General features: G+C 65.9%; 27 protein-coding genes and 1 tRNA gene. 9 read left to right on the forward strand and 19 right to left on the reverse strand.

Annotated features, from left to right (window positions below):
- The first annotated feature begins 184 nt into the window (after nt 1–184).
- Nucleotides 185–258: transfer RNA gene (locus RR928_RS16055), tRNA-Gly, on the forward strand.
- Nucleotides 259–337: 79 nt separating this feature from the next.
- On the opposite strand, the gene RR928_RS16060 is transcribed toward RR928_RS16055, so the two are convergent.
- Nucleotides 338–880: a hypothetical protein gene (locus RR928_RS16060; RefSeq protein ID WP_332683286.1), complete on the reverse strand. Its 543-nt coding sequence runs from the start codon at nt 878–880 to the stop codon at nt 338–340.
- Between the two features lie 270 nt (nt 881–1,150).
- Between RR928_RS16060 and RR928_RS16065 the strand changes: the two genes are divergently transcribed.
- The 4 genes from RR928_RS16065 (at nt 1,151) to RR928_RS16080 (ending at nt 4,826) form a co-directional block, all read left to right on the forward strand.
- Nucleotides 1,151–1,990, forward strand: a complete 840-nt coding sequence (locus RR928_RS16065) for an alpha/beta fold hydrolase (protein ID WP_332537688.1) — start codon at nt 1,151–1,153, stop codon at nt 1,988–1,990.
- A 111-nt stretch (nt 1,991–2,101) separates the two neighbouring features.
- Entirely contained in the window at nt 2,102–2,428 is a 327-nt protein-coding gene (locus RR928_RS16070) for a c-type cytochrome (RefSeq protein WP_332683288.1), read from the forward strand.
- Nucleotides 2,428–3,708 carry an FCSD flavin-binding domain-containing protein gene (locus RR928_RS16075; RefSeq protein ID WP_332537690.1) on the forward strand — a complete coding sequence of 427 codons (1,281 nt, stop codon included), beginning with the start codon at nt 2,428–2,430 and terminating at the stop codon, nt 3,706–3,708. Before RR928_RS16070 ends, RR928_RS16075 begins: the two co-directional genes overlap by 1 nt.
- Nucleotides 3,709–3,791: 83 nt before the next feature.
- Nucleotides 3,792–4,826 (forward strand): DNA/RNA non-specific endonuclease, encoded by a 1,035-nt coding sequence (locus tag RR928_RS16080; protein WP_332683291.1) that lies wholly within the window; start codon nt 3,792–3,794, stop codon nt 4,824–4,826.
- A gap of 50 nt (nt 4,827–4,876) precedes the next feature.
- On the opposite strand, the gene RR928_RS16085 is transcribed toward RR928_RS16080, so the two are convergent.
- The 14 genes from RR928_RS16085 to RR928_RS16150 form a co-directional block, all read right to left on the reverse strand.
- Nucleotides 4,877–5,161: a PsiF family protein gene (locus RR928_RS16085; protein WP_332537692.1), complete on the reverse strand. Its 285-nt coding sequence runs from the start codon at nt 5,159–5,161 to the stop codon at nt 4,877–4,879.
- A 94-nt stretch (nt 5,162–5,255) separates the two neighbouring features.
- Nucleotides 5,256–6,167, reverse strand: coding sequence for a type II secretion system F family protein (locus tag RR928_RS16090; protein ID WP_332683293.1), 912 nt, complete (start codon nt 6,165–6,167; stop codon nt 5,256–5,258).
- A gap of 28 nt (nt 6,168–6,195) precedes the next feature.
- Nucleotides 6,196–7,185: a type II secretion system F family protein gene (locus RR928_RS16095; RefSeq protein ID WP_332537694.1), complete on the reverse strand. Its 990-nt coding sequence runs from the start codon at nt 7,183–7,185 to the stop codon at nt 6,196–6,198.
- A 14-nt stretch (nt 7,186–7,199) separates the two neighbouring features.
- The gene (locus RR928_RS16100; protein WP_332537695.1) at nt 7,200–8,612 is read right to left on the reverse strand and encodes a CpaF family protein; all 1,413 of its coding nucleotides are present in this window, start codon (nt 8,610–8,612) and stop codon (nt 7,200–7,202) included.
- A gap of 29 nt (nt 8,613–8,641) precedes the next feature.
- Nucleotides 8,642–9,802: an AAA family ATPase gene (locus tag RR928_RS16105; protein WP_332537696.1), complete on the reverse strand. Its 1,161-nt coding sequence runs from the start codon at nt 9,800–9,802 to the stop codon at nt 8,642–8,644.
- Nucleotides 9,803–9,818: 16 nt separating this feature from the next.
- A complete protein-coding gene (locus RR928_RS16110; protein WP_332537697.1) occupies nt 9,819–10,262 on the reverse strand; it encodes a TadE family protein in 444 nt (147 codons plus the stop codon).
- Nucleotides 10,259–10,696 (reverse strand): TadE/TadG family type IV pilus assembly protein, encoded by a 438-nt coding sequence (locus tag RR928_RS16115; RefSeq protein WP_332537698.1) that lies wholly within the window; start codon nt 10,694–10,696, stop codon nt 10,259–10,261. Before RR928_RS16115 ends, RR928_RS16110 begins: the two co-directional genes overlap by 4 nt.
- A 4-nt stretch (nt 10,697–10,700) precedes the next feature.
- Nucleotides 10,701–11,945 (reverse strand): TadE/TadG family type IV pilus assembly protein, encoded by a 1,245-nt coding sequence (locus tag RR928_RS16120; RefSeq protein WP_332683296.1) that lies wholly within the window; start codon nt 11,943–11,945, stop codon nt 10,701–10,703.
- 92 nt (nt 11,946–12,037) lie between these two features.
- On the reverse strand, nt 12,038–12,247 hold the full coding sequence (locus tag RR928_RS16125) for a Flp family type IVb pilin (protein ID WP_332537700.1): 210 nt from the start codon (nt 12,245–12,247) through the stop codon (nt 12,038–12,040).
- Between the two features lie 146 nt (nt 12,248–12,393).
- Nucleotides 12,394–12,708, reverse strand: coding sequence for a hypothetical protein (locus RR928_RS16130; protein ID WP_332537701.1), 315 nt, complete (start codon nt 12,706–12,708; stop codon nt 12,394–12,396).
- A 13-nt stretch (nt 12,709–12,721) separates the two neighbouring features.
- Nucleotides 12,722–14,278 (reverse strand): type II and III secretion system protein family protein, encoded by a 1,557-nt coding sequence (locus tag RR928_RS16135; RefSeq protein WP_332537702.1) that lies wholly within the window; start codon nt 14,276–14,278, stop codon nt 12,722–12,724.
- A gap of 67 nt (nt 14,279–14,345) precedes the next feature.
- Nucleotides 14,346–15,209 carry a Flp pilus assembly protein CpaB gene (cpaB, locus tag RR928_RS16140; protein ID WP_332683299.1) on the reverse strand — a complete coding sequence of 288 codons (864 nt, stop codon included), beginning with the start codon at nt 15,207–15,209 and terminating at the stop codon, nt 14,346–14,348.
- 29 nt (nt 15,210–15,238) lie between these two features.
- Nucleotides 15,239–15,826 (reverse strand): A24 family peptidase, encoded by a 588-nt coding sequence (locus RR928_RS16145; protein WP_332537704.1) that lies wholly within the window; start codon nt 15,824–15,826, stop codon nt 15,239–15,241.
- A 639-nt stretch (nt 15,827–16,465) separates the two neighbouring features.
- Complete coding sequence (locus RR928_RS16150) at nt 16,466–17,380, reverse strand: pseudouridine synthase (protein ID WP_332537705.1); 915 nt, start codon at nt 17,378–17,380, stop codon at nt 16,466–16,468.
- Between the two features lie 246 nt (nt 17,381–17,626).
- Between RR928_RS16150 and RR928_RS16155 the strand changes: the two genes are divergently transcribed.
- The gene (locus tag RR928_RS16155; RefSeq protein WP_332683302.1) at nt 17,627–19,828 is read left to right on the forward strand and encodes an AsmA family protein; all 2,202 of its coding nucleotides are present in this window, start codon (nt 17,627–17,629) and stop codon (nt 19,826–19,828) included.
- A 16-nt stretch (nt 19,829–19,844) separates the two neighbouring features.
- Here RR928_RS16155 and RR928_RS16160 read toward each other — a convergent pair whose 3' ends face one another.
- The 3 genes from RR928_RS16160 to RR928_RS16170 all read right to left on the reverse strand — a co-directional run bounded on the left by RR928_RS16160 (nt 19,845) and on the right by RR928_RS16170 (nt 22,701).
- A complete protein-coding gene (locus RR928_RS16160) occupies nt 19,845–21,254 on the reverse strand; it encodes an HD-GYP domain-containing protein (RefSeq protein WP_332537707.1) in 1,410 nt (469 codons plus the stop codon).
- 98 nt (nt 21,255–21,352) lie between these two features.
- Complete coding sequence (locus RR928_RS16165; protein ID WP_332537708.1) at nt 21,353–21,991, reverse strand: 3-oxoacid CoA-transferase subunit B; 639 nt, start codon at nt 21,989–21,991, stop codon at nt 21,353–21,355.
- Nucleotides 21,992–21,993: 2 nt separating this feature from the next.
- Entirely contained in the window at nt 21,994–22,701 is a 708-nt protein-coding gene (locus tag RR928_RS16170) for a CoA transferase subunit A (RefSeq protein WP_332548890.1), read from the reverse strand.
- A gap of 87 nt (nt 22,702–22,788) precedes the next feature.
- Here RR928_RS16170 and RR928_RS16175 point away from each other — a divergent pair, with 87 nt between their 5' ends.
- The 3 genes from RR928_RS16175 to RR928_RS16185 all read left to right on the forward strand — a co-directional run bounded on the left by RR928_RS16175 (nt 22,789) and on the right by RR928_RS16185 (nt 25,630).
- Nucleotides 22,789–23,331: a PAS and helix-turn-helix domain-containing protein gene (locus RR928_RS16175; RefSeq protein WP_332540265.1), complete on the forward strand. Its 543-nt coding sequence runs from the start codon at nt 22,789–22,791 to the stop codon at nt 23,329–23,331.
- 125 nt (nt 23,332–23,456) lie between these two features.
- Nucleotides 23,457–24,902, forward strand: a complete 1,446-nt coding sequence (locus tag RR928_RS16180; RefSeq protein WP_332540266.1) for a catalase — start codon at nt 23,457–23,459, stop codon at nt 24,900–24,902.
- 137 nt (nt 24,903–25,039) lie between these two features.
- Complete coding sequence (locus RR928_RS16185) at nt 25,040–25,630, forward strand: peroxidase-related enzyme (protein ID WP_332540267.1); 591 nt, start codon at nt 25,040–25,042, stop codon at nt 25,628–25,630.
- A 66-nt stretch (nt 25,631–25,696) separates the two neighbouring features.
- Here RR928_RS16185 and RR928_RS16190 read toward each other — a convergent pair whose 3' ends face one another.
- Nucleotides 25,697–26,860, reverse strand: a complete 1,164-nt coding sequence (locus RR928_RS16190; protein ID WP_332683305.1) for a benzoate/H(+) symporter BenE family transporter — start codon at nt 26,858–26,860, stop codon at nt 25,697–25,699.
- Nucleotides 26,861–26,935: the final 75 nt, after the last annotated feature.

Raw genomic sequence — 26,935 nt, forward strand, 5'->3', positions numbered from 1 at the left:
GGGACATCGGCGTGGACTACGCTCAGGGATTTCTGTTGCACAGGCCTGAACCCATCGAGCATCTTTTATGCAGGCAGGAACCTGGCGCAAGTCCCCCTCGCTGAACTCCGAACCTCTGGAAAAACCCGATGGATAATCCAGCCCTGGCGGCACAGGATAGTTCTTTTGCAACCAGCCACAGATTGCGGGCGTAGTTCAATGGCAGAACTTTTGCTTCCCAAGCAAATAGCACGGGTTCGATTCCCGTCGCCCGCTCCACATGCAGAAATGCGCATCGCGCCCTCGGGACACAATGCGCATTTCAGCCCCTCGCTGCGCCTTGGGCGCTGCGGGTCGCTTAGCTAGGCTTCTTGCAGGCCTTGTCGCGGTTGGCTTCGTCGGGCAGCTTGATGGTGCCGGACAGCTCCACCGACTGCGTGCCCGAATCCTTGGCCAGCAGATTGTCGAACGTCACCGTACCCAGCGTCAGGTTGACCTTGGCCTTGCTCAGGTTGTTGCCGTCCTTGACGAAGGCGTAGGTCGTGTCCTTGATCTTGATGCTGTCGCCGTTGAGCGCGGGCGCGGCGTTGCCGTTGGGATAGGCATAGCGGATGTCGCCCATCATCGCCAGCGTGCGGTCGCCGGTGATCTTGGTGAAGTTGTCGAAATCGAACGCGCATTCGTTGGGGCCGATCTTGCCGGTGTCGGCGACGCCGGTCAGGCCCACATTGCCGGTGCCGTACCAGCCGTTGAGGTTGGCATCGGTCGCCTGGGAGATGCGCAGAATGCCGATGTCGCCGCTGGGCTCGGTGTCGTCGTCATTGCCGCCGCCGCAGGCGGTCAGGGCAAGGGCTGCGCCAAGCGTGGCGGCATAGAAGAAATTCTTTTTGATGTTGGGCATGGGGTCTCCGGATGGATGGATTGGAAATGGGCGCTGGTGCTCCTGCGCTAGGCATCGATAGTCGCCAATTGCCCATGGGTCACCATGTCGTCAATCGGCCCAATCCTTGCCAGCAAAAATGGCGTACGGTTGTAGTGGCTGTCCTACGGAGCCGACATCTGGTTTCGATGGAGCGGTGGCGCGCAGATGCAATGTCATCAATGGATGACAGACAACATGCCGCGGGCTTGCGAAGCTCAAGGCTTGTATCCAAACCAAGCGGGAGCTCGCATGCCTTTTGTCAACCTTCCTCAATTTTCCGGCCAGGATCTGCAGCTGCATTACCAGGATCTCGGCCAGGGAAAGCCTGTCGTTCTGATCCATGGCTGGCCGCTGAGCGGCCGTACATGGGAGCCCCAGGTCGGGCCGCTGGTCGCGGCCGGTTACCGCGTGATCACTTATGACCGCCGCGGCTTCGGCCATTCGACCCAGCCCTGGGACGGCTATGACTACGACACGCTGGCCCAGGATCTGCACATCCTGCTCAACAGCCTGAATCTGCATGGCGTGACGCTGGTGGGCTTCTCGATGGGCGGCGGCGAAGTCGCGCGCTATGTCGCCAAGTACGGCACCGAGCGCGTCGCCAAGGCGGTGTTCGCGGCCGCGGTGCCGCCCTACCTGTTCAAGTCGGGCGACAACCCGGAAGGCGCGGTTTCCGACGAAGACATCGCCGCCAAGCAAAAAGGCGTGCGCGACGACAGGCTCGCATTTCTCGACGAGTTCACGCAGAAGTTCTTCACCCCCAAGGGCGGGCAACTGGCCGTGAGCGAAGCCCAGCGCGAATACGCGAAGACGATTGCCGCCTTCGCGTCACCGCAGGGCACGCACGAGTGCATCGCCGCGTTCTCGCGCACCGACTTCCGCGCTGACCTGAAGAAATTCGACATTCCCACGCTGGTGATCCATGGCGACAGCGACCAGACCGTGCCATTCGAAGTCAGCGGCGCGCGCACGCACAGCGCGATCGCGGGCAGCAAGCTGCATCTGATCAAGGGCGGCCCGCATGGCTGCAATCTCTCGCATGCGGCGGAGTTCAACCAGGCATTGCTGGACTTCCTGCAAGGACGATAGCGGGCGGGACGGCGCTGTCGGCTGCTGCGCGCAAGACGATGCGCGCTGCGCTTATCCAGACGGACAGACCTCACAGGCATGCTGGCAATCCTGTGTTGCAAAGGTCTTCCCATGCCTTGTTCCCTCTGGCGCCCATGCGCGCTGCTGCTTTCTGTGCTGCCGGGCACGGCTGTCGCCGGCCCGGCTGCCGAACCCGCTATCGCGCCCGCCACGGTGGCCGTGCTCGCGGCCACCTGCGTGAGCTGCCATGGGCCGGGCGGCCACTCGTCCACGGACATTCCCAGCATTGCCGGTCAGTCCGAAAGCCGTTTGCGCGCGCGGCTGCTGGCGTTCAGGAACGGCACAGCGCCCGATGCCACCATCATGACGCGGTTGATGAAGGGCTATGACGAAGCGCAGATCGCGGCCCTGGCGCGCTGGTTTGCACAGGAGCGGTAATGACGCCACCACCCTCTCCTCTTTCGCGCCGCGCGCTGCTCACCGGACTCGGGGCGCTGGCCATGCCGGCCCTGGTGCGTGCCCAGGCAGGCGCGGCGCATGTGGTCGTGGTCGGCGGCGGCTTTGGGGGTGCCACGGCAGCGCGCCATCTGCGCCTGTACAACAGCGCGCTGCGCATCACCTTGATCGAGCCCGCAGCGCGCCACTACACCTGCGCTTTTTCCAGCCACTATCTCGCGGGACTGCGCCACTGGGAAAGCCTGGGACACGGCTTCGAAACGCTGCGCGGCATGGGCATCAGCGTCGTGCACGCCGCGGCCGTCGACGTGGATGCCGCGGCAAGAACCGTCACGCTGTCCGACGGCCAGCGCCTCGCCTGGGACAGGCTGGTGCTGTCGCCGGGCGTCGACATGCGCTGGGACCGGCTCGCGGGCTACGATGCCGCCGCGTCCATGCATGCGCCCCATGCCTGGAAAGCCGGTGCCCAGACGCGCCTGCTGCGCGCGCAGCTCCAGGCCATGGCCGATGGCGGAACCTTCGCGATGGTGATTCCCGCCGCGCCCTACCGCTGCCCGCCGGGCCCCTATGAGCGCGCGGCGCTGGTGGCGCACTATCTGCGCGCGCACAAGCCCAGGTCGCGCATTCTTCTGCTCGATGCGAAGAACGAATTCTCCAAGAAGCCGCTGTTTCTGCAGGGCTGGAAAGCCTTGTATGGCGACATGATCGACTGGCGCAGCCTGGACGACGACGGCGAGGTGGTGCGCGTCGATGCGCTGCGGCGCGAAGTCGAGACTTCGCTGGGGACGCTGCACCGCGCCGATGTGCTCAACGTGATCCCGCCGCAGAAAGCCGGCTGGATCGCCGAGCGCGCGGGCCTGACCGACGCCAGCGGCTGGGTGCCGGTGCACCCGGAGAATTTCGCCGCACGCCGGCAAGCCGGCATCCATGTGATAGGCGACGCCAGCCTGGCCGCGCCCATGCCCAAATCGGGCGCCAGCGCGAACTCCCAGGGCCGGCTGGTTGCCGCGGCGATCTGCGCCGAACTGCAAGGCCAGCAGGCGCCCCAGGCCTGGTACACCAACACCTGCTACAGCCTGATAGGCCCGGAGTACGGGATCTCGGTGGCAGGGGTCTACCGGGCGCAGAACGACACACTCATCGAGGTGCCTGACTCGGGCGGCATCAGCCCTCTGGACGCCCCGGCGGGCTTTCGCGCGGCCGAAGCGCGCTACGGCGCGGCCTGGTACCAGGCAATCAGCGCCGATACCTGGGGCAACTGAAAGCAACATTCTCGCGACCCGGGCGCATATGCGCGCATGAATGGAAAAAACGGGGCAGTTTGGCGGTTAACATCCGCGCAGACATGACGAAGCGTTCCCGCAAGGCCAGCCGCAGACGCACCCGTAAAAGTGCACTGCTTTCCAAGATCAACGACCTCCTGCGGATGCGCCGGTTCTGGCTCGGACTGACTTCGTCGGCGGCCGTGGGCCACCAGGTTTCGGGCTGCACGCCCCACATGGGCTGGTACGACGGCTTGCTGGCCAAGGCTTCGGCGGTGATAGGACCGCCGCTGCTCGCCTCGGTCACGTCGCTGGTCGGCCCGGCAGCCGCATCGGCGCTGGCCGCGCTCGCGCCCCTGGCCGACGGCCTGGCGCGCTTCGCGCTCAACGATCTGCTGGGCCTGCCGCAGACCACGACCAGCAGCCCGGCGCCCGCCCCTCATGCGGGCCAGGGCAGCACCACGGCCACGCAGTTTTCGCAATGCCGCCAGCATTTCCCCGGCGGCCTGCCGCCCGTCGTGCCCCAGGCCGGCGATCTGCGCGAGCTGTGCTACAGCAGCTTCGCGGTGCTGCACAGCGGCAGCCACAAGACGCCGGTGTTCGTCGCCGAACGCCTCAACCGCGCCACCATCACCCAGGCCAAGGGCCTGCAGCGCACCGACAAGTTCTTTGCCGACGCGCGCCTGCCGCGCGCCGAGCGCGCGGAACTTTCCGACTACCAGGGCTCGGGCTATTCGCGCGGCCATATGGCGCCGGCCGGCAACATGGCCAGCGCCGAAGCCATGGCGCAGAGCTTCAGCCTGGCGAACATGGTGCCGCAGAACCAGACCCACAATGCCGGGCCCTGGAGCCAGATCGAACAGGACACGCGCCGCTATGCCCAGCGCGCGCAAGGCGATGTCTATGTGTTCACCGGCCCGGTGTTCTCGGGGCCTGTGCGCACCATAGGCCCGGGCAAGGTGCAGGTGCCCAGCCATCTGTTCAAGCTGGTCTATGACGCGAGCACGGGCAAGAGCTGGGCGCACTGGCAGGAGAACGCGGCCGGCACGCGACTGAGCGCGCCCATCAGCTACGACGAGCTGGTGCGGCGCAGCGGCATACGGTTTTTGCACGGCTGAAGCCGCGGCCCAGGCGTTCCAGCCGGTGCAACCCGGACGCCAGCCAATGCCTATTTCTTCAGGCACTGGCCCATGAAGGCCTTGCGTTCGTCGCCGGCCTTGCCCGTGGCCTGGGAGTTGCACAGCTTCATGCGCTCCTGCTGCAGCTTCTTGCCGTCCGAAAGACAGGACTTCATGAACTCCTTGCGCTCATCGCCCTTCTTGCCCGTGGCCTCGGTATTGCAGGTGCCCATCAGTTTTTGCTGCGGCGTGGGCTGCTTGTCCTGCGCGAAGCTGGCATTGGCCGCCAGGGCCAAGGTGGCGATGGCAAGGATTTTTCCGACGAGTTTCTGCATGAAAGTGCCCCGAAAACACGCTGACGACCAGCGCCACTGCATTGCACCACAGGTCGGCGCGTTTCGGGCAATTTGTGCGACAGCGCAGCGCTGCTCAGCCGTTGCCGGCCATCATCGGCAGCACGGTGCGCACTATGCCTATCACCGCGGGCCCGAGCACCACCATCACGATGGCCGGAAAGATGCACAGCACCAGCGGCAGCAGCATCTTGGTGGGAATCTTGGCCGCGAGCTCCTCGGCGCGCATCTGCCGCTTGTGGCGCAGATCGTCCGAGAACACGCGCAGCGAGTCGCCTATGCTGGTGCCGAAGCGGTCGGCCTGCGTGAGCATGGCGGCGAAAGAGTGGATCTCCTCGACCCCGGTGCGCGCGGCCAGGTTGTGCAAGGTCTTCTCGCGGCTGCTGCCGGCGCGCATTTCGAGGTTGGTCCAATGCAGCTCGTCGGCCAGGGCCTGGCTTTTGATGCGGATTTCCTCGGCCACCTTGCTCAGCGCTGCGTCCAGCCCCATGCCGGCCTCCACGCAGACCAGCATCAGATCGGCGGCATCGGGGAAATTCTCGAAGATCTCGCGTTGGCGCCGCGCGGCCATGCGGCGCAGCACAAGATTGGGCAGATAGCAGGCGACCAGCGCGGCCACCAGCGGATAGAACAGGCGCTCGGTGCCATCGGGCGCGCTGGAAGTCAGCATCAGCGAATACACCCCCAGCGCAGCGAGCAGCGGCAGCAGCGTCTTGCTGCCGAAATACAGCAGCGGCGCGCTCTCATGGCGGATTCCGGCGTTCAGAAAACGCAGGCGCAAGGGCGATGCGTCCATGCCGCCCGTGGGCAATGAGAAGTGGGCGAACGGCCCTACCAGCTTGACCACGGTCTGCGTCCACCCCTGGTCCGCGGGCGCGGGCGCCAGCGACTGCAGGCGCTGCTCGGTGGCCGTGGGCACCATCCAGGAGAACATGGCTGCCGCGACCAGCATGAGCGCGACGAAAGTGAGCAAAGCGACGATCAGCATGGCGGACTCCTTGCGTTCAGGACCAAACTCAGACCCGGATGCGAACGATGCGGCGCAGCATCAGCACCCCGATCACCATCAACGCGGCCAGTATTTGCAGTATCGCGATGCCTATGGGATCGCTCCACAGCACCGACATGAATTCCGGGTTCAGCAGATTGAGCATCGCGGCCAGCCCGAACGGCATCAGCCCCAGAATCCAGGCCGACATGCGCCCTTCTGCGGAAAGCACGCGCACCCTGTCGTGGAGCTTGAGCCGCTCGCGGATGAGGCGGCTCAGGTTGATCAGCATTTCCGTGAGGTTGCCGCCGGACTCGCGCTGTATGAGCACCGCCACGACGAAGTAGCGCAGGTCCGTGATGGGCACGCGCTCGCTCAGGTTGGTCAAGGCCTGGGGCAGCGAAGTGCCGTAGTTGATCTCGTCGTGCACCAGGCGCAGTTCACCGGCGATGGGCTCGGCCAGTTCGTCGCCCGCCATCTGCAGGCCCGAGGAAAACGCATGGCCGGCGCGCAAGGCGCGCGTCATCAGATCCAGCGCTTCGGGCAGCTGGCGCTCCATCAGCGCCAGGCGCTGATGGCGCTTGCGCTGCAGGAAAAGCCAGGGCAGCAGGCCCAGCGCGGCGCCCAGGGGAATGGCCAGCGCCATGGGCTGGCGCAACATGACGGCCGCGAGCACGCCGAACGCAAACAGTATCGCGCAGCCCAGCAGCAAACCGGAAACCGTCCACTCCAGGCCCGATTGCACGATCACCCGGTCCAGCTGGTAAGCGCGCGGCGCGCGCTGCAGCGCGCGCTGCAGCCGCGGTATGTCGCTGAGCGCGCGCTCCTTCACCAGCTTGGTCGGGGCGCTGTGGTCATGCGCCGCCGACAGCGCGCGCAGTCGCCGCTCCAGCCGCTTGGCTTCGGGGCTCTTGTACTGCTTCCACAGCAGGCGCAGCGCCTCGAGCAGCAGCAGCGCCGCGACAAACACCAGCGCGCTGATCACCATGAACGAATGCGAGGAAAGAAAGGACGACATGGCAGCCTCCTGGTTCACTGGTAGTGCCGCTCGGGATCGAAGACGGAATCGGGCAGCACGATTCCCAGCCCCGGGAACCGGTCGGCAAACTTGGGCCTGACGCCGGTCGCATGGAAATAGCCCTGCACTTCGCCGCCCTGCCCTATGCCGGTCTGGACGAACGCGAAGATCTCCTGCATGGTGACCACATCGCCCTCCATGCCGGTGATTTCCTGGATGCTGGTGATCTTGCGCTTGCCGTCCGTGAGCCGCAGCACCTGCACCACCACCGTGATGGCCGAGGCGATCTGCTGGCGCGCGGCCTGGTGCGGCAGGTTCAGACCGGCCATGCCGACCATGTTCTCGAGCCGGGCCAGCGAGTCGCGCGGCGTGTTCGCATGGATCGTGGTCAACGAGCCTTCATGCCCGGTGTTCATGGCCTGCAGCATGTCCACGGCCTCGGCGCCGCGCACTTCGCCGATGATGATGCGATCCGGCCGCATGCGCAGCGCGTTGCGCACCAGCGCGCGCTGGGTGATCTCGCCGCGGCCCTCGATGTTGGCCGGGCGGGTTTCCATGCGCACCACATGCGGCTGCTGCAGCTGCAGCTCGGCCGCGTCCTCTATCGTCACCACGCGTTCCGTGACGGGAATGTCGCCCGAGAGAATGTTGAGCAGCGTGGTCTTGCCTGCGCCCGTGCCGCCCGAGATGATCATGTTGACCTTGGCCTTGACCAGGGCCTCGAGCACCAGGGCCATGCCCGGCGTCAGGCTCTTGAGATCGCCGACCAGGTTCTCCATGCGCAGCGGCGTGCGCGCGAAGCGCCGTATCGACATCATCGGGCCGTCCAGCGCGACCGGAGCGATGACCGCGTTCACGCGCGAGCCGTCGGGCAGCCGGGCATCGACCATGGGACTGGACTCGTCGATGCGCCGGCCTATGCGCGAGACGATCTTGTCGATGATGCGCAGCAAGTGCTTTTCGTCGGTGAACACCACCTGCGTGAGCTCCAGCTTGCCGTGGCGCTCCACATAGATCTGGTCGTGGCGATTGACCAGGATGTCCGAGACCGCGGGGTCGGCCATCAGCAGCTCGAGCGGTCCAAAGCCCAGCATTTCATGCTGTATGTCGCGCACCAGCAGCTTTCTTTCGAGGTCGTTGATCGCCTCCGCATCCTCGTCCAGCAGGCGCTCCGTCATGGCCGCGATCTCCTGCTGCAGCATCTGGGGCGACAGCGACTCGAGCGCGGCCAGGTCGAAACGCTCCAGCAGCTTGGCATGGATGCGTCCGCGCAGCGCCAGATACGGCGCCGAGTGACCGTAGAGCGGCACGGCCGGCGCAGGCGGCGGCCCGTCGGCCGGGGCGCTGTCGGCGGCCGCGGGGACCGCCTGCAGCGCAGGCCTGGGGCTGCGGGCCAGGGGGGTGGCGAGCAAGTCTCGTAATGACATGACCTTCTCCTTGTGTTCGACTGGCGCTGTCAGGCACGGCGAAACAACCGCTGCAACAGCCCTATGCTTTCCTGATGGGCCTGGGGCGACAGCCCATCGGCCCAGGCCGCGAGCTCGCGCACCACGGCGCTGCCGCGCTGCGCCTGCGCCAGCGGCAGGCCCGCATTGATCGCCGCCTGGACTTCGTGCGGCGCGTCGGAAACGCCGTGCCATGGCAGGTCCAGGCGCAGCGCCTTGCGCACTTCGGCCAGGCCGATTTCGCTGCGCCGGTCCAGCCGGTTGAGCACCGGATGCAGACGGCTTTCCGAATAGCCCAGGTCGTGGAACATGCCCAGCAGCTTTTGCGCGTTGCGCACCGCCGGCACGTCGGGCAGCAGCACCGGCACGATCATCTGCGCCCGGTCGAGCACGCGCAGCGCCAGCGGGTCGAGCACGCGCGGCATGTCCAGCAGCACGAAGTCGTAGTGCGCGGCGGCCAGCTGCAAGATGGCATCCACATCCGAAGGATCGACCTGCATGGCATGCATCGCGTCCTCGGGCGCGGCCAGCACATGCAGGCGCGGCGTGACCTTGACCGTGCTGGCCGTGAGAAAGGACGCATCGAGGCGATGGATGTCGCGCGTCACATCGGCCAGCGTCGAGCTGGGCGGACCTTCGTGCAGATAGGCCAGCGTATCGCCGAACTGCAGGTTCAGGTCCATGAGCAGCACCGAGTGATGGCGCGCCAGCATCCAGCCCAGATTGGTTGTCAGGAAAGTGGCTCCGCTGCCGCCTTTGCAGGAGACGAAAGCCATGATCCGGCCTTTGGCGTGTTCGGACGCGCCGTCCTGCAGCCGCGCCGCGATGCGCCGCACGGCCTCCACCAGCGCCTGCGCCGGCGCGGGTGAAGCCAGCACTTCGCGCACGCCCACGCGCATCGACTGCAGCAGGAACTCGGGCGTCTGCTGGGCGCACAGAAGAATCACCGCCGTGTGGGGGTGGTGGCTGGTCACGTACTCCACCGGCGCCAGGTCCCCGGGATCGCAGCACATGCCGTCGACGATCATCAGGTCGGGCCGCTCCTGCTCGGCGATCGCGGGCATGCGCGTCTTGCCGCCCTCGAAAGTCCACACCTGGTGCGAGTACGTCTGCAGCGCATGCGCCATGTCCTGGAGATGCGCGGGGTTGGGAGAGATGATGGCGATTTTCATGATGCGCGCACTCTGGTTAGTTGGCACAGGCCGTTTCGCTGTTGAGGTCCTTGCGCATGGCTTCGCGCGGCAGGAAGGTGGAGAACCGCGGCACGTCGATGGCCGCCTGCAGGCCCGAGCCCACGATGGGCGCAATCCACTGGAACTTGAGCCCGCCCGCAGGAATGCTCACCGTCACCCCCTCGCAGCTGGCCGTGGTGCAGCCGCTCGGCGCCCAGACGATGTCCACGTCGGAAATCTGGGGCAGCCGCGCCTGCATGTAGCCCAGCACCTGGGCCTTTTGCGCCTGGTCGTCGCAGACCACGGCGAAGCGCGCGCCGGCGCGCGTCGCCTCGCTGGCCGCGCCCCAGGTGTAGAGCATGCGGCTGAAGTCGACCACGCCCAGCAGGAACATCAGGAAGATGAGCAAGCCCAGCGCAAACTCGATGAGCGTGCCGCCACGTTGTGTGAGGCGTTTCATGACTGCGTCCTCATGGTGGCGGAGATGGCGCCGAAAGTAATGCCGCCATCGGTCAACTGCGTGCCGAACACACTGCTTGCCATGGATTGGAAGCGGTAGCCGGTCACGGTGACGGTGACGGTATTGATCAAGGGAAACGTTCCCGCGGTCTGCCAGCTGCAGCTGACCGCGCCGGTGTTGAGGCCGGGCGCCAGCGGCGTGCTGCCCGTGGTCAGGCTGCCGTAGACGACCAGGTTCTGCGCGTTCGCGCACAAGGTATTGGGCGTCTGGTTCGACAAATAGCGCGCGGCGTCGCGCACCGACTTGGTGACCGCGCCGTACTCGTACAGCGCGCGGCCGAACTCGATGACGATCATGCTCAGCAGGATCATGAAGGGGATGGCCAGCGCCAGCTCGATCAGCGCCGCCCCTCGTTGTGCATGGTGTTTGCGCATGGTTTCACCTCACTAGCGTGGGCACCAGCGGGCCTATCGTGCCGCCCGCCAGGCCCGACGTGGTGCAGGGGCTGTCCAGGTCGCTGGCCTTGCCGCGGAACTCGAGCTGGATGTCATCCTTGACCGGCGTGGGTATGGGCTGGAGCATCAGCATGCAGGCGAAATCGACCACCACACCGCTGGCCGAGACCACGGGCAGCAGCACCAGGCGGCGGTCGGCGCCATAGGATTGCAGCGCGCCCGCGCCCAGCGCCACCTCCTGCCCCTTGACGGGACAGCTGGGGTTGCAGGCCGCAAAGGCCTGGCGCTGCGCCTTGAAATTGGGCGTCGCGCCCGAACTGCCGTCGTAGGCATTGCGCCCCGCAGTCCAGTTCGTGGCGCTGTAGATATAGCCGGTGAAGTCGGGACGGCTGGCGTTCGGGTCCTGGGCCGGGGTCGCGGCATTGTTCTTGTAGATGCCGAAGCGGTGGTTCCAGTACTCGAAGACCGAGGCCTTGACGCCGCCCGTGCCTATGGTGTCGCCGAGCCTGGTGCTGCAGTACTTGCCTTCCATTTCGGCCCAGGTTTCGGTGGCACTGGTGCTGCCGTCGAGGTTGGCCCAGCCGAAGTCGCTGCCGCTGTCGCCCGACTTGCTCAGCACCACGACCCAGTCGCCCTTGACCAGCGTCTGGAACCTGGCTTGCTTGAGCTGCACCGGAACCGGGCAGGCGCTCTGCGCCACGCCTCTGGTGGCCACGGCGCGCGCGGCCACGGTGCCCGCATTGGCCCAGTTGGCGCTGTCGCCCGTGAATGCGCCCATGGCCTGCAGCAGCCAGAGCTTGAGCCCGCCCATGGTGTACTGGCATTCGGAATATCGGGCCAGATAGGCCGCGCCGGTCACGGCGTAGGCCTGGTCGCGAAAGGAAATGTCGGCGTTCGTCAGCTTGCCCTGGCCGTTCCAGGCCGTGGACTGCAGGTTGACGCGGTTGGCATTGCCGGCCGCCATGCCCGCGCTCTGGGCGCGCGCAATGGCGTCAGCCTGGCCGTTGAGTTCGCGCGCCGCCGCCAGCGCGCAGCTGTCCACGGCCGTCTGCAGCTCGCCCTTGACGACGAACAGCCGGCCGAAATCCAGCGCCACGCCCATGAATCCCAGCAGGAACAGCATGAACAGCGCGAACGTGATGAGAAACGCACCATGCTGGCGCCGCGCCGCAGCGGCAGCATCGCGCGTGGACCAATGACTGGACCGTGGGTGCGGATGGTTTTTCATGGCGCATGGTGGTTGAAGGGTTGCAGCGATGTGCCAGCGCAAAGCCGATGCGGCGCGGAGGCTGCAAAGGCTTTTGCTGGCGCGCGAAGCCACTACACACAGGCAGCGCTGTTGGTCAGGCAGGCCTTGACCTTGGTGAGCCAATCGGTGAACAGCGTGGTGCTGATGGACGACTTCATCAACAAGATGAGTCCGATCGAAACCACGGCCACCACCAGGGCGTACTCGATCACCTGCGCGCCCTCTTCGTCGCTTGCAAAGGACTGCAGGGAATTGCCAAACTGTTGAGCAAACTTGGTCATGGTGACACCTCTAAAGTGGATAAATGAAAGGAACTGCGCTGAATGCGCCGGTCTGTGGACCGGTGGGTGGCGTGCAAGGCCGGTATGCGGTCTGGACTCCTTTTCAATTCAATCAATTGCGTGTCGCCGGGCGACCGTCGCCCGGCCTATTGCGTCTCGCCCCCGGCGGACGAAGTGCCGCCCAGCGAGCCGCCGATGTTGATGACATTGACCGCCTTGGGCGGCGTCTTGTAGCTTTGCTCGTAGCGCTGCATGGTCTGACGCGTGGTGCGCCCGTCCATGCCGGTGGCGCCGTCAACGCCGCTGCCCGCAACCAGGCCCGCGTCCGGATGGATGGTCATCTGTGCGCGGGCGCTGCGCACGGCGTCGCCGAAGCGCGCGTCGTAATGGGGCGTGGTGCTGCCGCAGCCGGCCAGCATTGCGGTCGCGGCCAGGGGAAGCCAGAGGGTGCGAGCGATCATGGCGGACCTCCTTTCATGAGGGCGGATTCTGTGGATCGGGCAGGTTGGCAGGGGGTGCCAGAGGCTGCAGCGGCGTGGGCGACAGTTCGGGGCGCGGCGTGGTCGAGCCCGGCATTGCGGGCGCCGGCGCCGCCGCCGCAGGTGTCGCGCTTTCCAGCGCGCCGTTGAGGTAGACCTCGGTGCGCGAAGGCGTCGCATGGTTGTCCGTGGGCAGGCGCGGCGCTTCGGCCAGTGCCTGCACCAGGCGCGGCGTGATGACGAACATCAGCTCGGTCTGGTCGGTCTGGAACTCGGTGCTGCGCGCCAGCGCGCCCAGCACCGGGATTTCGCCCAGCCCCGGGAAGCGCTTGATGGCTTCGGTGATGTTGTTCTTGATGAGACCGGCGATCACCAGGCTTTGCCCGTCATTGAGCTGCACCGTGGTGTCGGCGCGGCGCACCGAGAACGAGGGAATGACCGAGGTCACGCCGTTGATCGACGTGAAGGGCGAGCCGGTCTGCGACAGGTCGGACACTTCGGACACCAGCTTCAGATTGACGCGCGCATTGCCCAGCACGGTGGGCGTGAACTTGACGCCTATGCCGAACTCCTTTTCCTCCAGCGTCATCACCGGCACGCCATTGGTGTTGGACTGGGCCACGGGAATGAAGATCTTGCCGCCCGAAAGAAAGCTCGCCTGCTGGCCGCTGATGGCCATGATGTTGGGCTCGGCCAGGATGCGCACCAGGCCATCGTCCTTCTGCCCGTCGATGGTGAATGCGCCCCTTCCTATGCGCAGCGCGCTCAACAGCCCGCCCCCTCCGCTGAGAAAATTGGAAATGATGGAGTAGCTGTTCATTCCGCCGCTGGCGATGCGCTGGCCGTTGAAGCCCGCGCCCAGCTTGTCGAGCAGCGTCTTGCTGATCTCGGCGATCTTCACCTCCAGCATCACCTGGTGGGGCGAGGTGGTGCGCAGCAGGTTGACGATGCGCTTGCTGTCGCTGTAGGCGCCGGCCAGCGTGAGCACGTCGTCCAGGCGCAGCGGATTGCTGATCTCGCCGCTGAGCACCAGCGCGTTGTCCGCGCCCTGCACGCGGATGCCGCGCTCCTCGGGCATGAGCTCGGCGAGTTTGGCCTGCAGCGGGCCGGGATCGATGGTCACGACCACATCCTTGACGAAACAGATGCCCTGGGCGTTCTGCAGGATGACGTTCATGCCGCCCGACTTGCGGCCGCGAAAGAACAGATCCCGCGGGCTGAGCAGCTGCACTTCGATATCGCCTATGCCGTCCTGCACCGCCGTCTGGGTGGCGGCGGCCGCCGCCGCTGCCGCAGGCACGCCCGCCTGCGCGCTGCCCGGCGTGTGCCCGCTGACCAGAATGCGCGCCATGGGCGAGCTCAGTGGAATGACGACGGACTTGCCCAGCGTCACCGTGGCCGGCTCCTCCATGCGGATGGCGCTGCAATTGCGCGCGGACACGGCGCTGCGCGCCGGCACTGGCGCCGTAACAGCCGTGGCGGGAGCCTTTGCCGGCGTGTCCGCAGGCTGGGCGTTGGCGACCAGGGCCGGAACGGCGCTGGCAAGCAGCATGCTCGCTGCTCTGTACAGGTGGTGGTTTCGCACGGCCGGCCTCTCTGGGTTGTTGGTTGTTTGAAGATCAGAAGCAGTTGAAGGTGCTGCCCCCGCCCTGAATCACTTCGACGCAGGTCGCAGCCGGGAGCTGCGCTGCGGGCCGGGCGCGCGGCGCGACCGGCTTGGCAGGCTTGACGGCAGCAGCCACCTTGACCGCAGCGCTGACTGGAACGGCAGCCGGCTCTGAGGTGCCGAACAGCTGGTTCTTGGTGATGCCAGCGGTGCCGACCGGGTCCTTGTCCACCTGGTTGCGCAGCACCAGCGACAGGCTGCCGACACTGCGCGCCAGATCCAGCTTCTCGGCATCCGCAGGACTGAGTTCCAGCGTCACGGCGCTGACCACCTTGGGCTTGGTCTCGTCGCGGCCCGCTTCCTGCGCCACGGCCAGCACCAGCACGTTCTCCAGCACGGTCATGCTGATCTGATGCTGCTGCGTCCCACCGCTCTTGTCCTGCTCGGCGTTGACCAGCACGTCCACATAGTTGCCCGGCAGAGCAAAGCCGGCGACGCCCACCACATCGTTGACGCGCACCGACATGGCCCGCTTGCCCGGAGCGATGATGGCGGCCAGTCCGCCCTTCGTTCCCTCAGGCGCCAGCTTGCCTTCGAGCAGCGCTTCGCCGCGCAGCACGCCGACCTTGATCACGCGGTCCTGCAGACGCTGCATGTCCGTGAAGGCGCCTTCAGGAATCGAGCCGCGCGGCCACTCGGCCGTGCCGAGCATGGTGGGCACCAGCTTGCTGCCCAGAGGAATATCGGTGACCGCGACGACCACCCGGTCGGTGTCCACGCTGCCACGCCGTGCCACCCAGTTCGCCGCATAGACCGCGGCCGCCAGGCTGACGAGCGCCGCCAGAACGAACAGACCCAGAGCTTTGACGTTTTTCATGGGAACTCCCTGCGAAGCTGTTGTGGTTGCTAAATCCAGGTGAACTGCCGGGCGACCAGGAACGCTGCCGTTCCCAGCGCGATGCTGACGCCGTAGGGCAAGCTGCCTACCGACTGCGCCGAACTGGCGCGGGCGTCGGGGCGCATTCCCGCGGCCACGGTCATGGACAGGATCTGCACCGTCTTGAGCGTGTTGCGCAGCAGCCTGCCCACCACGCGATGCCACAGCGCGTAGGCCATGGCCAGCACTCCGCCCACGACAAAGACAAAGAGCACGGCCTGCCAGGTGCCTTCAGGGCCCAGAAAGGCGCCGGACATGGCCATCAGCTTGACGTCGCCGCCGCCCAGAGCGCGCAGCAGATAGAGCGGCAGCATCAGCGCCAGCCCCAGGCCCAGACCGCCCAGGGCCCACAGCAGGCCACCGCCGTGATGGGGTGCGGCCAGGCTGAACAGCAAGCCTGCGGTGGCACCGCCGAATGTCAGCCGGTTGGGAATGCGGCGGGTGCGCAGATCACAGACGGCGGCCGCGAGCAGCAGCAGCAGAAGGGTCAGCGAGCGCGGATCGGCAAACAGCATGCCCACCAGCTCGGCTGCGGCGCGGAGTTCGGAAAATTCCATGGCCTACCTCCATTCGATCGGGTCTGACAAGCGTGTACTTCGTCGCTGGTGAAGGGCTGGGCGCAGGCGCCGATGGGCCGTCATTCAGGCAGTTCCGACACCGGTCCTTGCTTAGAAAAATAGAAACTTCCTATCGATCTTTGCAAGTTGTTTTATTTTGAAAAAATCCTATTCCGTTAGTTAGCTTTGTCAAGCAAGCTTCTTGCAAATAGCCGATATCTCGCCATGGTTTCTTAGGCCGTTTTTTGTCAGAAACCGCCGACACAAAAAGTGATGAAATCCACGCCATGCCTTGAAAGCTTGCTCCTGATTCAGCGGACTTCCAGTGCCGGAATAAATGCCTCAATCGCGCTGAATCAAGGCCAGAAATCCGTGCAGTGGTGACAGATTTTTGCTTTAACCATGCCACCAACAAGGGGTTTGAACAGCCCTTTTCGGACGCAATTTCGACTGCATTTTTCAGCAAATGATTGGCTTAGCCTGTGCAATAGCTATGGTGTTAGCAATGAACTATCGGGCTGCGACACCCTGCGCATGGCCGTCGCGGCGCGCTCGCTCGCGCCCCTGCCACCGGCGCTTCGATGCCGGGCGGATGGATGTGCTGGCGCATGGGCCGCGCTGCGCTGCGCGGCCGGCGTTTCAACTCGGCAGGTCTGCCAGACTGCGCTGGCTTTCGAACCTGCGGTGCTCGCCCGTGAGCGGATCGACGAAGGCCAGCGAGCGCGCGAGCAGCTGCAGCGGGCGCGAAAAATCACCTTCCGGCGCGTCGTTGACTTCGGGGTACAGCGTGTCGCCGACCAGCGGCAGGCCCAGGGCCGCCATGTGCACGCGCAGCTGATGGCGCTTGCCGCTCACGGGCGTGAGCCGGTAGCGCGCCCAGTCGCCCGCTTGCTCCAGCACCTCGATGCGCGTGAAGCTGTTGGGCTCGCCCGGCACCTGGTGCATGCGAAAGAAGTGACCGCTTTCCTCCATGCGGCTGGCATGTTCGCGCGGAAACGCCAGCTGCGCGCGCCAGGGCGCGACGGCTTCGTAGGTCTTTTCGATCGCGCGCTCGCGAAACAGTCCCTGGTAGAGGCCGCGTGTGGCGCGCTGCACCGAAAACAGCACCAGGCCCGCGGTTTCGCGGTCTATGCGATGGATGGGCGACAGGTCCGGCAGGTCGAACTCGCGCTTGAGGCGCACCAGCAGGCTTTGCTGCAGATAGCGCCCCGCGGGCACCACGGGCAGGAAATGGGGCTTGTCGGCGACAAGAAGGTGCGCGTCGCGCAGCAGCACACTGGCCTGAAACGGGATGGGCGCCTCGTTTTCCAGCGTGCGGTAGTAGTACACGCGCAGCCCGCCGGCCATTGCGCGGTCGGGCAGCACGCGTTGTGCATGCTCATCGACCACATCGCCGGCCTCCATGCGCGCGCGCCAATCGGCACGCGCTACCACGGGCAGGCGCCGTGCGAGGAAATCGAGCACCAGGCCTTCGACCTGGTGGGGCAACACGATGCAGCTGGGGCTGACGCCATCGCGCAGAGGCAGAACTTTGGGATCGTGCGGGTTGTGCATGGCGGCGTGATTTTAGGGCCTGTTTGGCGCGCCGCTGCCGCCCCTGGGGCGACAAAAGCGTGGCGCAGGCAGCGCAGCGCGCGCGCAACGGACCTTCAGAGGGCATTGCGCTGTAAGCCAATGGCGCGAGCGTCTGCCCCGCGCTTGGATGCGGCCGACTGCAGGGCTAGGATGCATTCATCCTGCAACCGAGGACGGTTGCCCGCGCGAACCTGCGCTATTTCGACGGATTCCCCTTTGCTGCGCATGACCCCAAACCCAGACACCAAGCCCCCCGTACGACGCTATCGCGCCTTGCGCTGGATCGGCGCCCTCTTCGCACTGCTGCTGGCCTTGCTGGTCGCCGCCGTCCTGTTCATCATCTATGCCGATCTGAACCGCTACAAGCCCTGGGTGGAACAGAAAGTCAGCGAAGCCACGGGCCGCAGTTTCGCCATCGCCGGGCCGCTGTCGGCCCAATGGCAGTGGCCGCAACCGCTCGATACCGGCTGGCGCCACTGGATCCCGGGCGTCACGTTGCACGCAGAGCAGTTGACGCTGGGCAACCCGGTGGATTTCAGCACCCCAGAAGCACCGCAGCGCGCAGTCACGGGCCTGCCTATCCTGCCGGCGCGCAAGGCGATCGCGGTGCCAGCGCAAGGAAAAGCCGGTCAGGGCGATGCCAAGCCCGCTGCGTCGCAGCCGGTGGCCGACCCCGCTGCGCCCGCGGCACGCGACGCCGCGACCATGGCCAGCGTGGCGCGCGCCAGCGCCTCGCTGCGCCTGTGGCCGCTGCTCGCGCGCCAGCTGCAGATCGACACCCTGGTGCTCGATGAACCCGACATCGTGCTTGCACGGCGCAAGGACGGCAGCAACAACTGGAAGTTCGAGCGCCCCGAACCCAGCGCCCGGCCCTGGCAGTTCGACGTGGGCGAGCTGCAGATCAAGCAGGGCTGGCTGGGCTATCTCGATGGCGCGATCGACCTGTCGGTGCGCGCGCGCCTGGCAACCCTCGACGATGCGCCCGCAGACAGCCCCTATGGCCTGGGCTTCGTGCTCACTGGCCGCTATGGCAAGGCCCAGGTCACGGGCCAGGGCAAGGCCGGCCCCGTGCTGAGCCTGCGCGAGAGGAAGGTGGACTATCCGCTGCAGTTCTCGGCGCGTGCCGGCAGCATCGCCGCCACGGCCGAAGGCATTCTGGCCAACCCGGTGGCGCTCTCGGGCCTGGACTTCGACGTCACGCTCGAAGGCTTCAGCATGGCCGACCTCTACCCGCTCACGGGACTGGTGCTGCCCAATACGCCGACCTTCGACACCCGCGGCCATCTGACCGGCAGCCTGGAGCCGGGAAAAGCGGTCTGGAAGTATGAAGACTTCCGCGGCAAGGTCGGACGCAGCGATCTCAAAGGCAACCTCACCTACACCTCGGGCAAGCCGCGCGCCAAGCTCGTCGGCGACATGCGCTCCGAGCAGCTGCGCCTGGCCGACCTGGTGCCCGTGCTCGGCACCTCCGAAGCCAAGGCGCGCAAGGCCCGCGCCACGGGTGGACGCATCCTGCCCGACAACCCGTTCAACATCGGTCGCTGGAATGCGATGGATCTCGACATCAAGTTCGACGGCAAGCATGTCGTGGGTTCGGAAAACCTGCCCATCGATTCGCTGAGCACCCACGCCGTGCTGCAGGACGGCGTGCTGCGCCTGGAGCCGCTGCGCTTCGGCGTCGCCAAGGGCAAGTTCGATACGGTGGTCGTGCTCGACAGCAACCAGAAACCGCTGCAGGGCGAGATCAAGGGCACGGTGCAGGGGCTCAAGCTCTCGGCGCTGTTCCCCAAGGTCGCGCTGATGGAAAAAAGCCTGGGTCAGATGGATGGCGCGGTCGCGCTCAGCGCCCAGGGCAACTCCATCGCCAAGCTGCTGGGAAGCAGCACGGGCGAGTTCAAGCTCTATGTGCGCGACGGCACCTTGAGCCGCCAGCTGCTGGATCTGGCCGCGCTCAACGTCGGCTCCGTCGTGGTCGCCAAGCTGTTCGGCGACGACAAGGAAGTCAAGCTGCAGTGCGCGGTCGCCGATTTCGCGGTGCGCAAGGGCGTGGCACAGACGCGCGTGGCCAAACTCGCGACGCCCGAAGCCAATGTCGAGGCCACGGGCACCATAGATCTGGCGCAGGAACAGCTCGACCTGCACATCAAGCCTGAATCGCTCGAATGGAAGTTCTTTTCGCTGCGCACGCCGCTGTATGTGCGCGGCCCCTTCTCCAAGCCCAAGGTCGGGCCCGAGGCCGGCCCGCTGCTGCTGCGCGCGGGCGCCGCCGCCGCAGCGATCGCGATCGCGCCGGTCGCGCTGGCCCTGGTGCCCATCACCGTGCCCGGTGCCGAGGACGACGCCAATTGCAGCCAGTTGCTGGCCCAGGGCCGGTCCGCCGTGCAGTCGGGCAGCAAGGGCGCGAAGCAGAAGCCGCGCGCGCGCTGACGCACGGCGGCCGGCGCTAAGCGTCGGCCGCAGCGTCCTCCAGCGGCTGCTCGCCCACTTCCTGCGCCGCTTCCTTGCTGGCCTGCCGGCCCGCGGCCCGGCACCAGCGCGCCAGCGCATGCTCCATGGGCGTCGCGCCCTCGAGCAGTTGCGGCCAGCGCCGCAGGCAGTTGTTGGCAATCGCTTCGAGCTGCCACACGGCTTCGCGGTGCAGCAGCGCGAGTTCGGCCATGCCTTGCAGGTCGTCCTTCAGATAGCCCAGCAGATCGGGCAGCTGCTTGGGGTGGGAGCCGGCCTGGGCCAGCTCCTTCTCGAGCACCTTCAGCCGCCCGTCGAGCCAGACCACGGCGCGGTCCACGGGACGCGGCGGCGGCTTGGCCAGCGAGGGCGAAGATACCGGCAGCGCCGCCGGCAACTGCGCGCGCAACTGGGCCCAGCGCGCAAAGGCTTCGCCCAGCAGCGTGGTCATGGTCTGCACTTCATGCAGCAGCGGCCCGATCTCCAGACTGCTGTCGACCTCGCCCGCGAGCAGGGGCAATATCTTGCGCACCAGGTCCGGCGGATAGCGGCGATGGTTCATGCGCAGCATCAAGGACAGGCGCGAAGCCGCCATGTCGGCATACTTTTCGTGGAAGGCGGAAACCACTTCGGCCAGTATCAGCATCTGGCCCATCGCCGAAATCTGCTCGCCCTGCAGGCCGCGCGGATAGCCGCTGCCATCCATGCACTCATGGTGCTCGAGCACCGCGACCTGCACCGACAGCGGGTAGACGCGCTGCTCGCGCAGCACCCACATCGCGGTGACCGAGTGCGCCACCAACTGCTTGCGTTCCTCGGGTGTCAGCTTGTGCTCGGGGTCGGTCCAGCCCGGCGGCATGTAGAGCATGCCGATGTCATGCAGCAGCCCGGCCGCGGCCAGCGGAACGCATTCGCGTTCGGTCCAGCCCGCCTTGACGGCCAGGTACAGCGCCACCAGCATCATCTGCAGGCTGTGGGCATAGAGTTCGGGGCGCTGCTCGCGCATCAGCGTGAGCTTGAACGCAATGGGCCTGGGCAGGGGCATGAAGCGCAGCGGCGTGAGCAGGCGGTCGACGCCGCCGAGCGCGGCGACCAGGCTGCGCACCAGGCCCACGGTTTCGCACTGCACCATGACTTCGGCTTCGATGGACTGTATGCAGACCATGTTGTCGACCATCAGATGGTGGTCTATCGCTTCACGCAGCGGCGCCTGCACCAGCCGGTCATAGAGGCGGCTGTCGATGCGCGCACCGCTTTCGACCAGCTTGATGCCCTTGTCGGTGAAGATCGCGCTGTGCGTGATGACGTTATCGTTTTCGGCCAGTTCCGTGATCGCCCGCAGGAAATGCACGCTGTCGCGCAGATCGTCCGGAACCGCATCCGGATCTGAGAGAGCACTTGTTGACATTCGTTGGATGGTATTGAGACAGACCCTAAATGTAAGCCAATGCATCGCCCATGGAAAACGGCCCTTGCGGGCCGTATGTCAATGCAGCCAGGAAAGCATCAGCGCAGCAGCGTCACGCCGGTCTGGGCCTGGACTTCCTCGAACGCCACGCCTTCGGCCAGCTCGACCACCTTGAGGCCTTCGGGCGTCACATCGAACACGCCCAGGTCGGTGATGATGCGGTCGACCACGGCCACGCCGGTCAGCGGCAAGGTGCACTGCGGCAGGATCTTGAGGTCGGTCGTGCCGTCCTTTTTCTTGGCGACATGCTCCATCAGCACGATCACGCGCTTGACGCCGGCCACGAGGTCCATCGCGCCGCCCATGCCCTTGACCATCTTGCCCGGAATCATCCAGTTGGCCAGGTCCCCCTTCTCGCTGACCTGCATTGCGCCGAGAATGGACAGGTTGATCTTGCCGCCGCGGATCATCGCGAACGACTGGTCGCTGCCGAAGATCGCCGAGCCGGGAATGGTGGTGACCGTCTGCTTGCCGGCGTTGATCAGGTCGGCGTCGACCTTGTCTTCGGTCGGAAACGCGCCAATGCCCAGCATGCCGTTCTCCGACTGCAGCCAGACTTCCTTGTCGCCCGTGTGGTTGGCCACCAGCGTCGGAATGCCAATGCCTAGGTTGACGTAGAAGCCGTCTTCGAGTTCCTGCGCCGCGCGCGCGGCCATCTGGTCTTGGGTCCACGCCATGGTCAGGCTCCTTGCTTTGCGGTGATGGTGCGCTTCTCGATGCGCTTTTCGGGATTCGGGTTGTGCACGATGCGGTGCACGTAGATGCCCGGCAGGTGGATGTCGTCGGGCGCGATCTCGCCGATCTCGACGACTTCCTCGACTTCGACGATGCAGATCTTGCCGGCCGTCGCAGCCGCGGGATTGAAGTTGCGCGCCGTCAGGCGGAACTGCAGGTTGCCGCTCTTGTCGGCGCGGTGGGCCTTGACCAGCGAAACGTCGGGCACCAGCGAGCGCTCCATCACATAGGTTTCGCCGTCGAAATCGCGCAATTCCTTGCCTTCGGCGACCAGCGTGCCCACGCCGGTCTTGGTGAAGAACGCAGGAATGCCCGCGCCGCCCGCGCGCAGCTTCTCGGCCAGCGTGCCCTGGGGCGTGAATTCGAGCTCGAGCTCGCCCGCGAGGTACTGGCGCTCGAACTCCTTGTTCTCGCCCACATAGGACGAGATCATCTTCTTGATCTGGCGCGTCTCGAGCAGCTTGCCCAGGCCAAAACCGTCCACGCCCGCGTTGTTGGAGATCACGGTGAGGTTGCGCACCGCGCTGTCGCGCAAGGCATCGATCAGTGCTTCGGGAATGCCGCACAGGCCGAAGCCGCCGACGGCCAGCGTCTGGCCGTCCGCGACCACGCCTTGCAAGGCCTGTTCCGCTGAAGGGTAAAGCTTTTTCACTCTTGTCTCCTGGTAAGGGGTTTGGGCTAGCATACTACGTAGAGAACTACGTAGTTTTCCGTAAAGACTAGCACTAGGAACAGGTCAATGACTGAAGATTACCGCCTGGCTTTCGACATGGCGCCCGTGGGCCTGGTCATTTCCCGCAACCGCATCATGATGGACTGCAACCAGCAGTTGTGCACGATGTTCGGCGCTTCGCGCGAACTGCTGATAGGCCAGTCGTTCCAGGTGCTGTATCCATCGGTGGAAGAGTATGAACGCCTGGGCGAGCGCATTGCGCCCATCATGAGCGCCACGGGCTTGTATTCCGACAGCCGCATCATGCAGCGCGCGACGGGCGAGACTTTCTGGTGCCATGTCTCGGGCCGCACGCTAGAGCGCGGCAACCCGCATGCGGCCGGCGTCTGGAGCTTCGAGGACCTGAGCGCGCAGCGCCCCGTCAAGGCCGGGCTCACCGGCCGCGAGCGCGAAGTCGCGGCGCGGCTGCTCGAAGGCCTGACTTCCAAGGAGATGGGCAAGGCGCTGGGCATCAGCCACCGCACGGTGGAAATCTACCGCGCGCGCCTGATGCGCAAATACGGCGCGGCGACGGCCGCCGACCTGGTGCGAAAACTCGCTCTCGGCTAGTTGGTGTCATAAAAAATCCTATGACGGAGTTCCAAACTTGCAATCGCGCAAGCCACGTCAAATGACTGATTCACCTCAATAATGAACCACACCGATTGCTTTATCTTCATAACGAAAGGCCACGCATGAACAAACTCACCACAGTCGCCGGCGCTCCCGTAGCCAACAACCAGGACTCGATGACCGCGGGTCCGCGCGGACCGATGCTGCTGCAGGATATCTGGCACCTCGAGAAGCTCGCCCACTTCAACCGCGAAGTGATTCCCGAGCGCCGCATGCATGCCAAGGGCTCGGGCGCTTTCGGCACGTTCACCGTCACCGGCGACATCACGCGCTTCACCAAGGCCAAGATCTTTTCGCAGATCGGCAAGACCACCGAAATGTTCGCGCGCTTTTCCACCGTCGCCGGCGAGCGCGGCGCGGCCGATGCCGAGCGCGACATCCGCGGCTTCGCCATGAAGTTCTACACCGAGGAAGGCAACTGGGACATGGTGGGCAACAACACGCCCGTGTTCTTCTTCCGCGACCCGCTCAAGTTCCCCGACCTGAACAAGGCCGTCAAGCGCGATCCGTACACCAACATGCGCTCGGCGGAAAACAACTGGGACTTCTGGACCGGACTGCCCGAAGCCCTGCACCAGATCACCATCGTCATGAGCGACCGCGGCATTCCCAAGGGCTACCGCAACATGCATGGCTTCGGCTCGCACACCTACAGCTTCTACAACGCGCAAAACGAGCGCTTCTATGTGAAGTTCCACTTCGTCTGTCAGCAGGGCATAGAGAACTACACCGACGCCGAAGCCGCGGCCGTGGTGGCCGGCGACCGCGAAAGCTCGCAGCGCGACCTGCTGGGCGCGATCGAGCGCGGCGACTTCCCCAAGTGGAAGCTGTGCGTGCAGGTCATGCCCGAGGCCGAAGCCGAGCATTACCGCTTCCATCCGTTCGACCTGACCAAGGTCTGGAGCAAGAAGGACTATCCGCTGATCGAAGTCGGCATCGTCGAGCTCAACCGCAACTCGCACAACTACCATGCGGATGTCGAGCAGGCCTCGTTCACGCCCGCCAACCTGGTGCCCGGCATAGGCGTCTCGCCCGACCGCATGCTGCAGTCGCGGCTGTTCGCCTACGGCGACGCCGCGCGCTACCGCCTGGGCGTGAACCACCACAGCATTCCGGTCAATGCGCCGCGCTGCCCGGTGCACTCCTACCACCGCGACGGCGCGATGCGCGTCGACGGCAACTATGGCGCGACCATTGCCTACGAGCCCAACACCAAGGGCCAGTGGCAGGAGCAGCCTGACTTCGCGGAACCGCCACTTGCATTGCACGGCGCGGCCGCGCGCTGGAACTACCGTGACGACGACAACGACTACTTCACCCAGCCCGGCGACCTGTTCCGCCTGCTGACGCCCGACGCCCAGCAGCGGCTGTTCGACAACACGGCGCGCAACATCCACGGCGTGTCCGAGCATATCGTGCAAAAGCACATTGCCCACTGCACCCAGGCCGACCCGGCCTATGGCGCAGGCGTGGCCAAGGCGATTGCCGCGCTCAAGGCCGGCAAGTAAGCGTCCGGCCTGGTGGCTCCAAGCCCCCGTCGGTCCAGGCCGGCGGGGGCTTTTTTTGTCGCGCTCTGCTGGATTGTTCGCATGGCAAAGGCGCGCGCCGCGCACTATGCTGAGGCATCTTCAGGAGAACGCTGACCATGTCCACCCGCTACCCTTTCCCCGATCTCAACGCCCTGCCCGAGGATATCCGCGCGCGCATCCTCGAAGTCCAGGAAAAGGCCGGCTTCATTCCCAACGTGTTCCTCGCGTTCGCGCGCCGGCCCGCCGAATGGCGCGCGTTCTTTGCCTACCACGACGCGCTGATGCTCAAGGAGGAAGGCTCGCTGACCAAGGGCGAGCGCGAGATGATAGTCACCGTCACCAGCGCCGCCAACCAGTGCCTGTATTGCGTGGTCGCGCATGGCGCCATCGTGCGCATCTACGAGAAGAAGCCGCTGCTGGCCGACCAGCTCGCGGTCAACTACCGCAAGGCGCAGATCACGCCGCGCCAGCGCGCCATGCTGGACTTCGCCATGAAAGTCAGCGAGCGCAGCCATGAAATCGACGACGCCGACTTCGCGGCGCTGCACGCCCATGGCTTCGATGACGAAGACCTCTGGGACATCGCGGCGATCACCGCGTTCTTCGGGCTGTCGAACCGCATGGCGAGCTTTGCGGGCATGCAGCCCAACGCCGAGTTCTACCTGATGGGCCGCGTTCCCAAGGACAAGCCCGCGGCGCGCACCTGATCGCCCGGCGCCGGCGATCCAGCGAAGACCTCGTTGGCGGCGGTTTTCGCGGCAAGGCGCGGGCGCTCAGGTGACGCGTGGGCGCAGCATGAGGTGGCTGGCCATGCCCAGCACCACGCCCCAGAACGCGGCGCCCAGCCCGAACAGCGACATGCCCGAGGCCGTGGCCAGAAAGGCAATCACCGAAGCTTCGAGCGTGCCGCGCTCCTGCGCCAGCAATTCGAGGTTGCTGGCAATTGCGCCGATCAACGCCAGCCCCGCCAACGCGGCAATGAAGGGCGGCGGAAAGGCATTGAACAGCAGCACGATGCTGCCCGCAAACGCCGCGCCGACCAGGTAGAAGATGCCGCTGGCAATGCCCGCGACATAACGCCTGCGCGCATCGGCATGGGCGTCGGCGCCGGTGCACAGCGCGGCGGTGATGGAAGCCAGCACGATGGTGATGCCGCCAAAGCAGGCCACCAGCAGCGAGGCCAGGCCCGTGCCGGTCAGCACGGCGCGCGACGGGGTCTGATAACCCGCAAGCCGCAGCAGGCTCATGCCCGGAAGATACTGGCCGGTCAGGCTCACCAGCAGCAAGGGCACGGTGAAGCTGAAGAAGGCGCTCCAGCCAAACGCCGGCGCGACAAATACCGGGCTGGCCAGCACCGGCGCGAGCATCTGCAACCGCGTGTCGCCCAGCAGCGTCGCCACCGCCAGGCCCACCCCGGCCACCAGCACGATGGCATAGCGCGGCCACAGGCGCCGGCCCAGCAGATAGGCCGCAAGCATCGCAAACACCAGCGGCGCCATGTCGGCGCTGGCGCGAAACGCCTGCGCGCCGAACTGGAACAGGATGCCGGCCAGCATCCCGGCCGCAATGCCTTTGGGAATCAGCCGCACGATGCGCTCGAAGCAGCCCGTGACGCCGATGGCGATGACCAGCACTGCCGTCGTGAGGTAGGCGCCCACCACCTCGGCCATGGATATCTGCGGAAACAGGCTCAACAGCAGCGCCGTTCCCGGCGCCGACCAGGCCGTGATGATGGGCTGGCGCAGCCAGGCGCTCAGCAGCAGGCCGCTGAGCCCCGCGCCCAGGGAAATCGCCCAGATCCACGAGCTCAGCGTCTGCGCGTCCATGCCCCCGGCCTGCGCGGCCTGGATGAAGATCACCAGTGGCCCGCAGTATGAAATCAGCACCGCGAGTGCGCCGGCGACCCAGGCGCTGAGCGAGAAGTCCTTGAAGCTCATTGGCATGCGCAGCGCGGCGGCTTCAGGCCAGCTTGCGCGCACCGACCGCGGGTGGCTGGGCGGCAAGCGTGGGCG

The organism is Comamonas sp. (assembly GCF_036666375.1).
Classification (GTDB): domain Bacteria; phylum Pseudomonadota; class Gammaproteobacteria; order Burkholderiales; family Burkholderiaceae_C; genus Comamonas.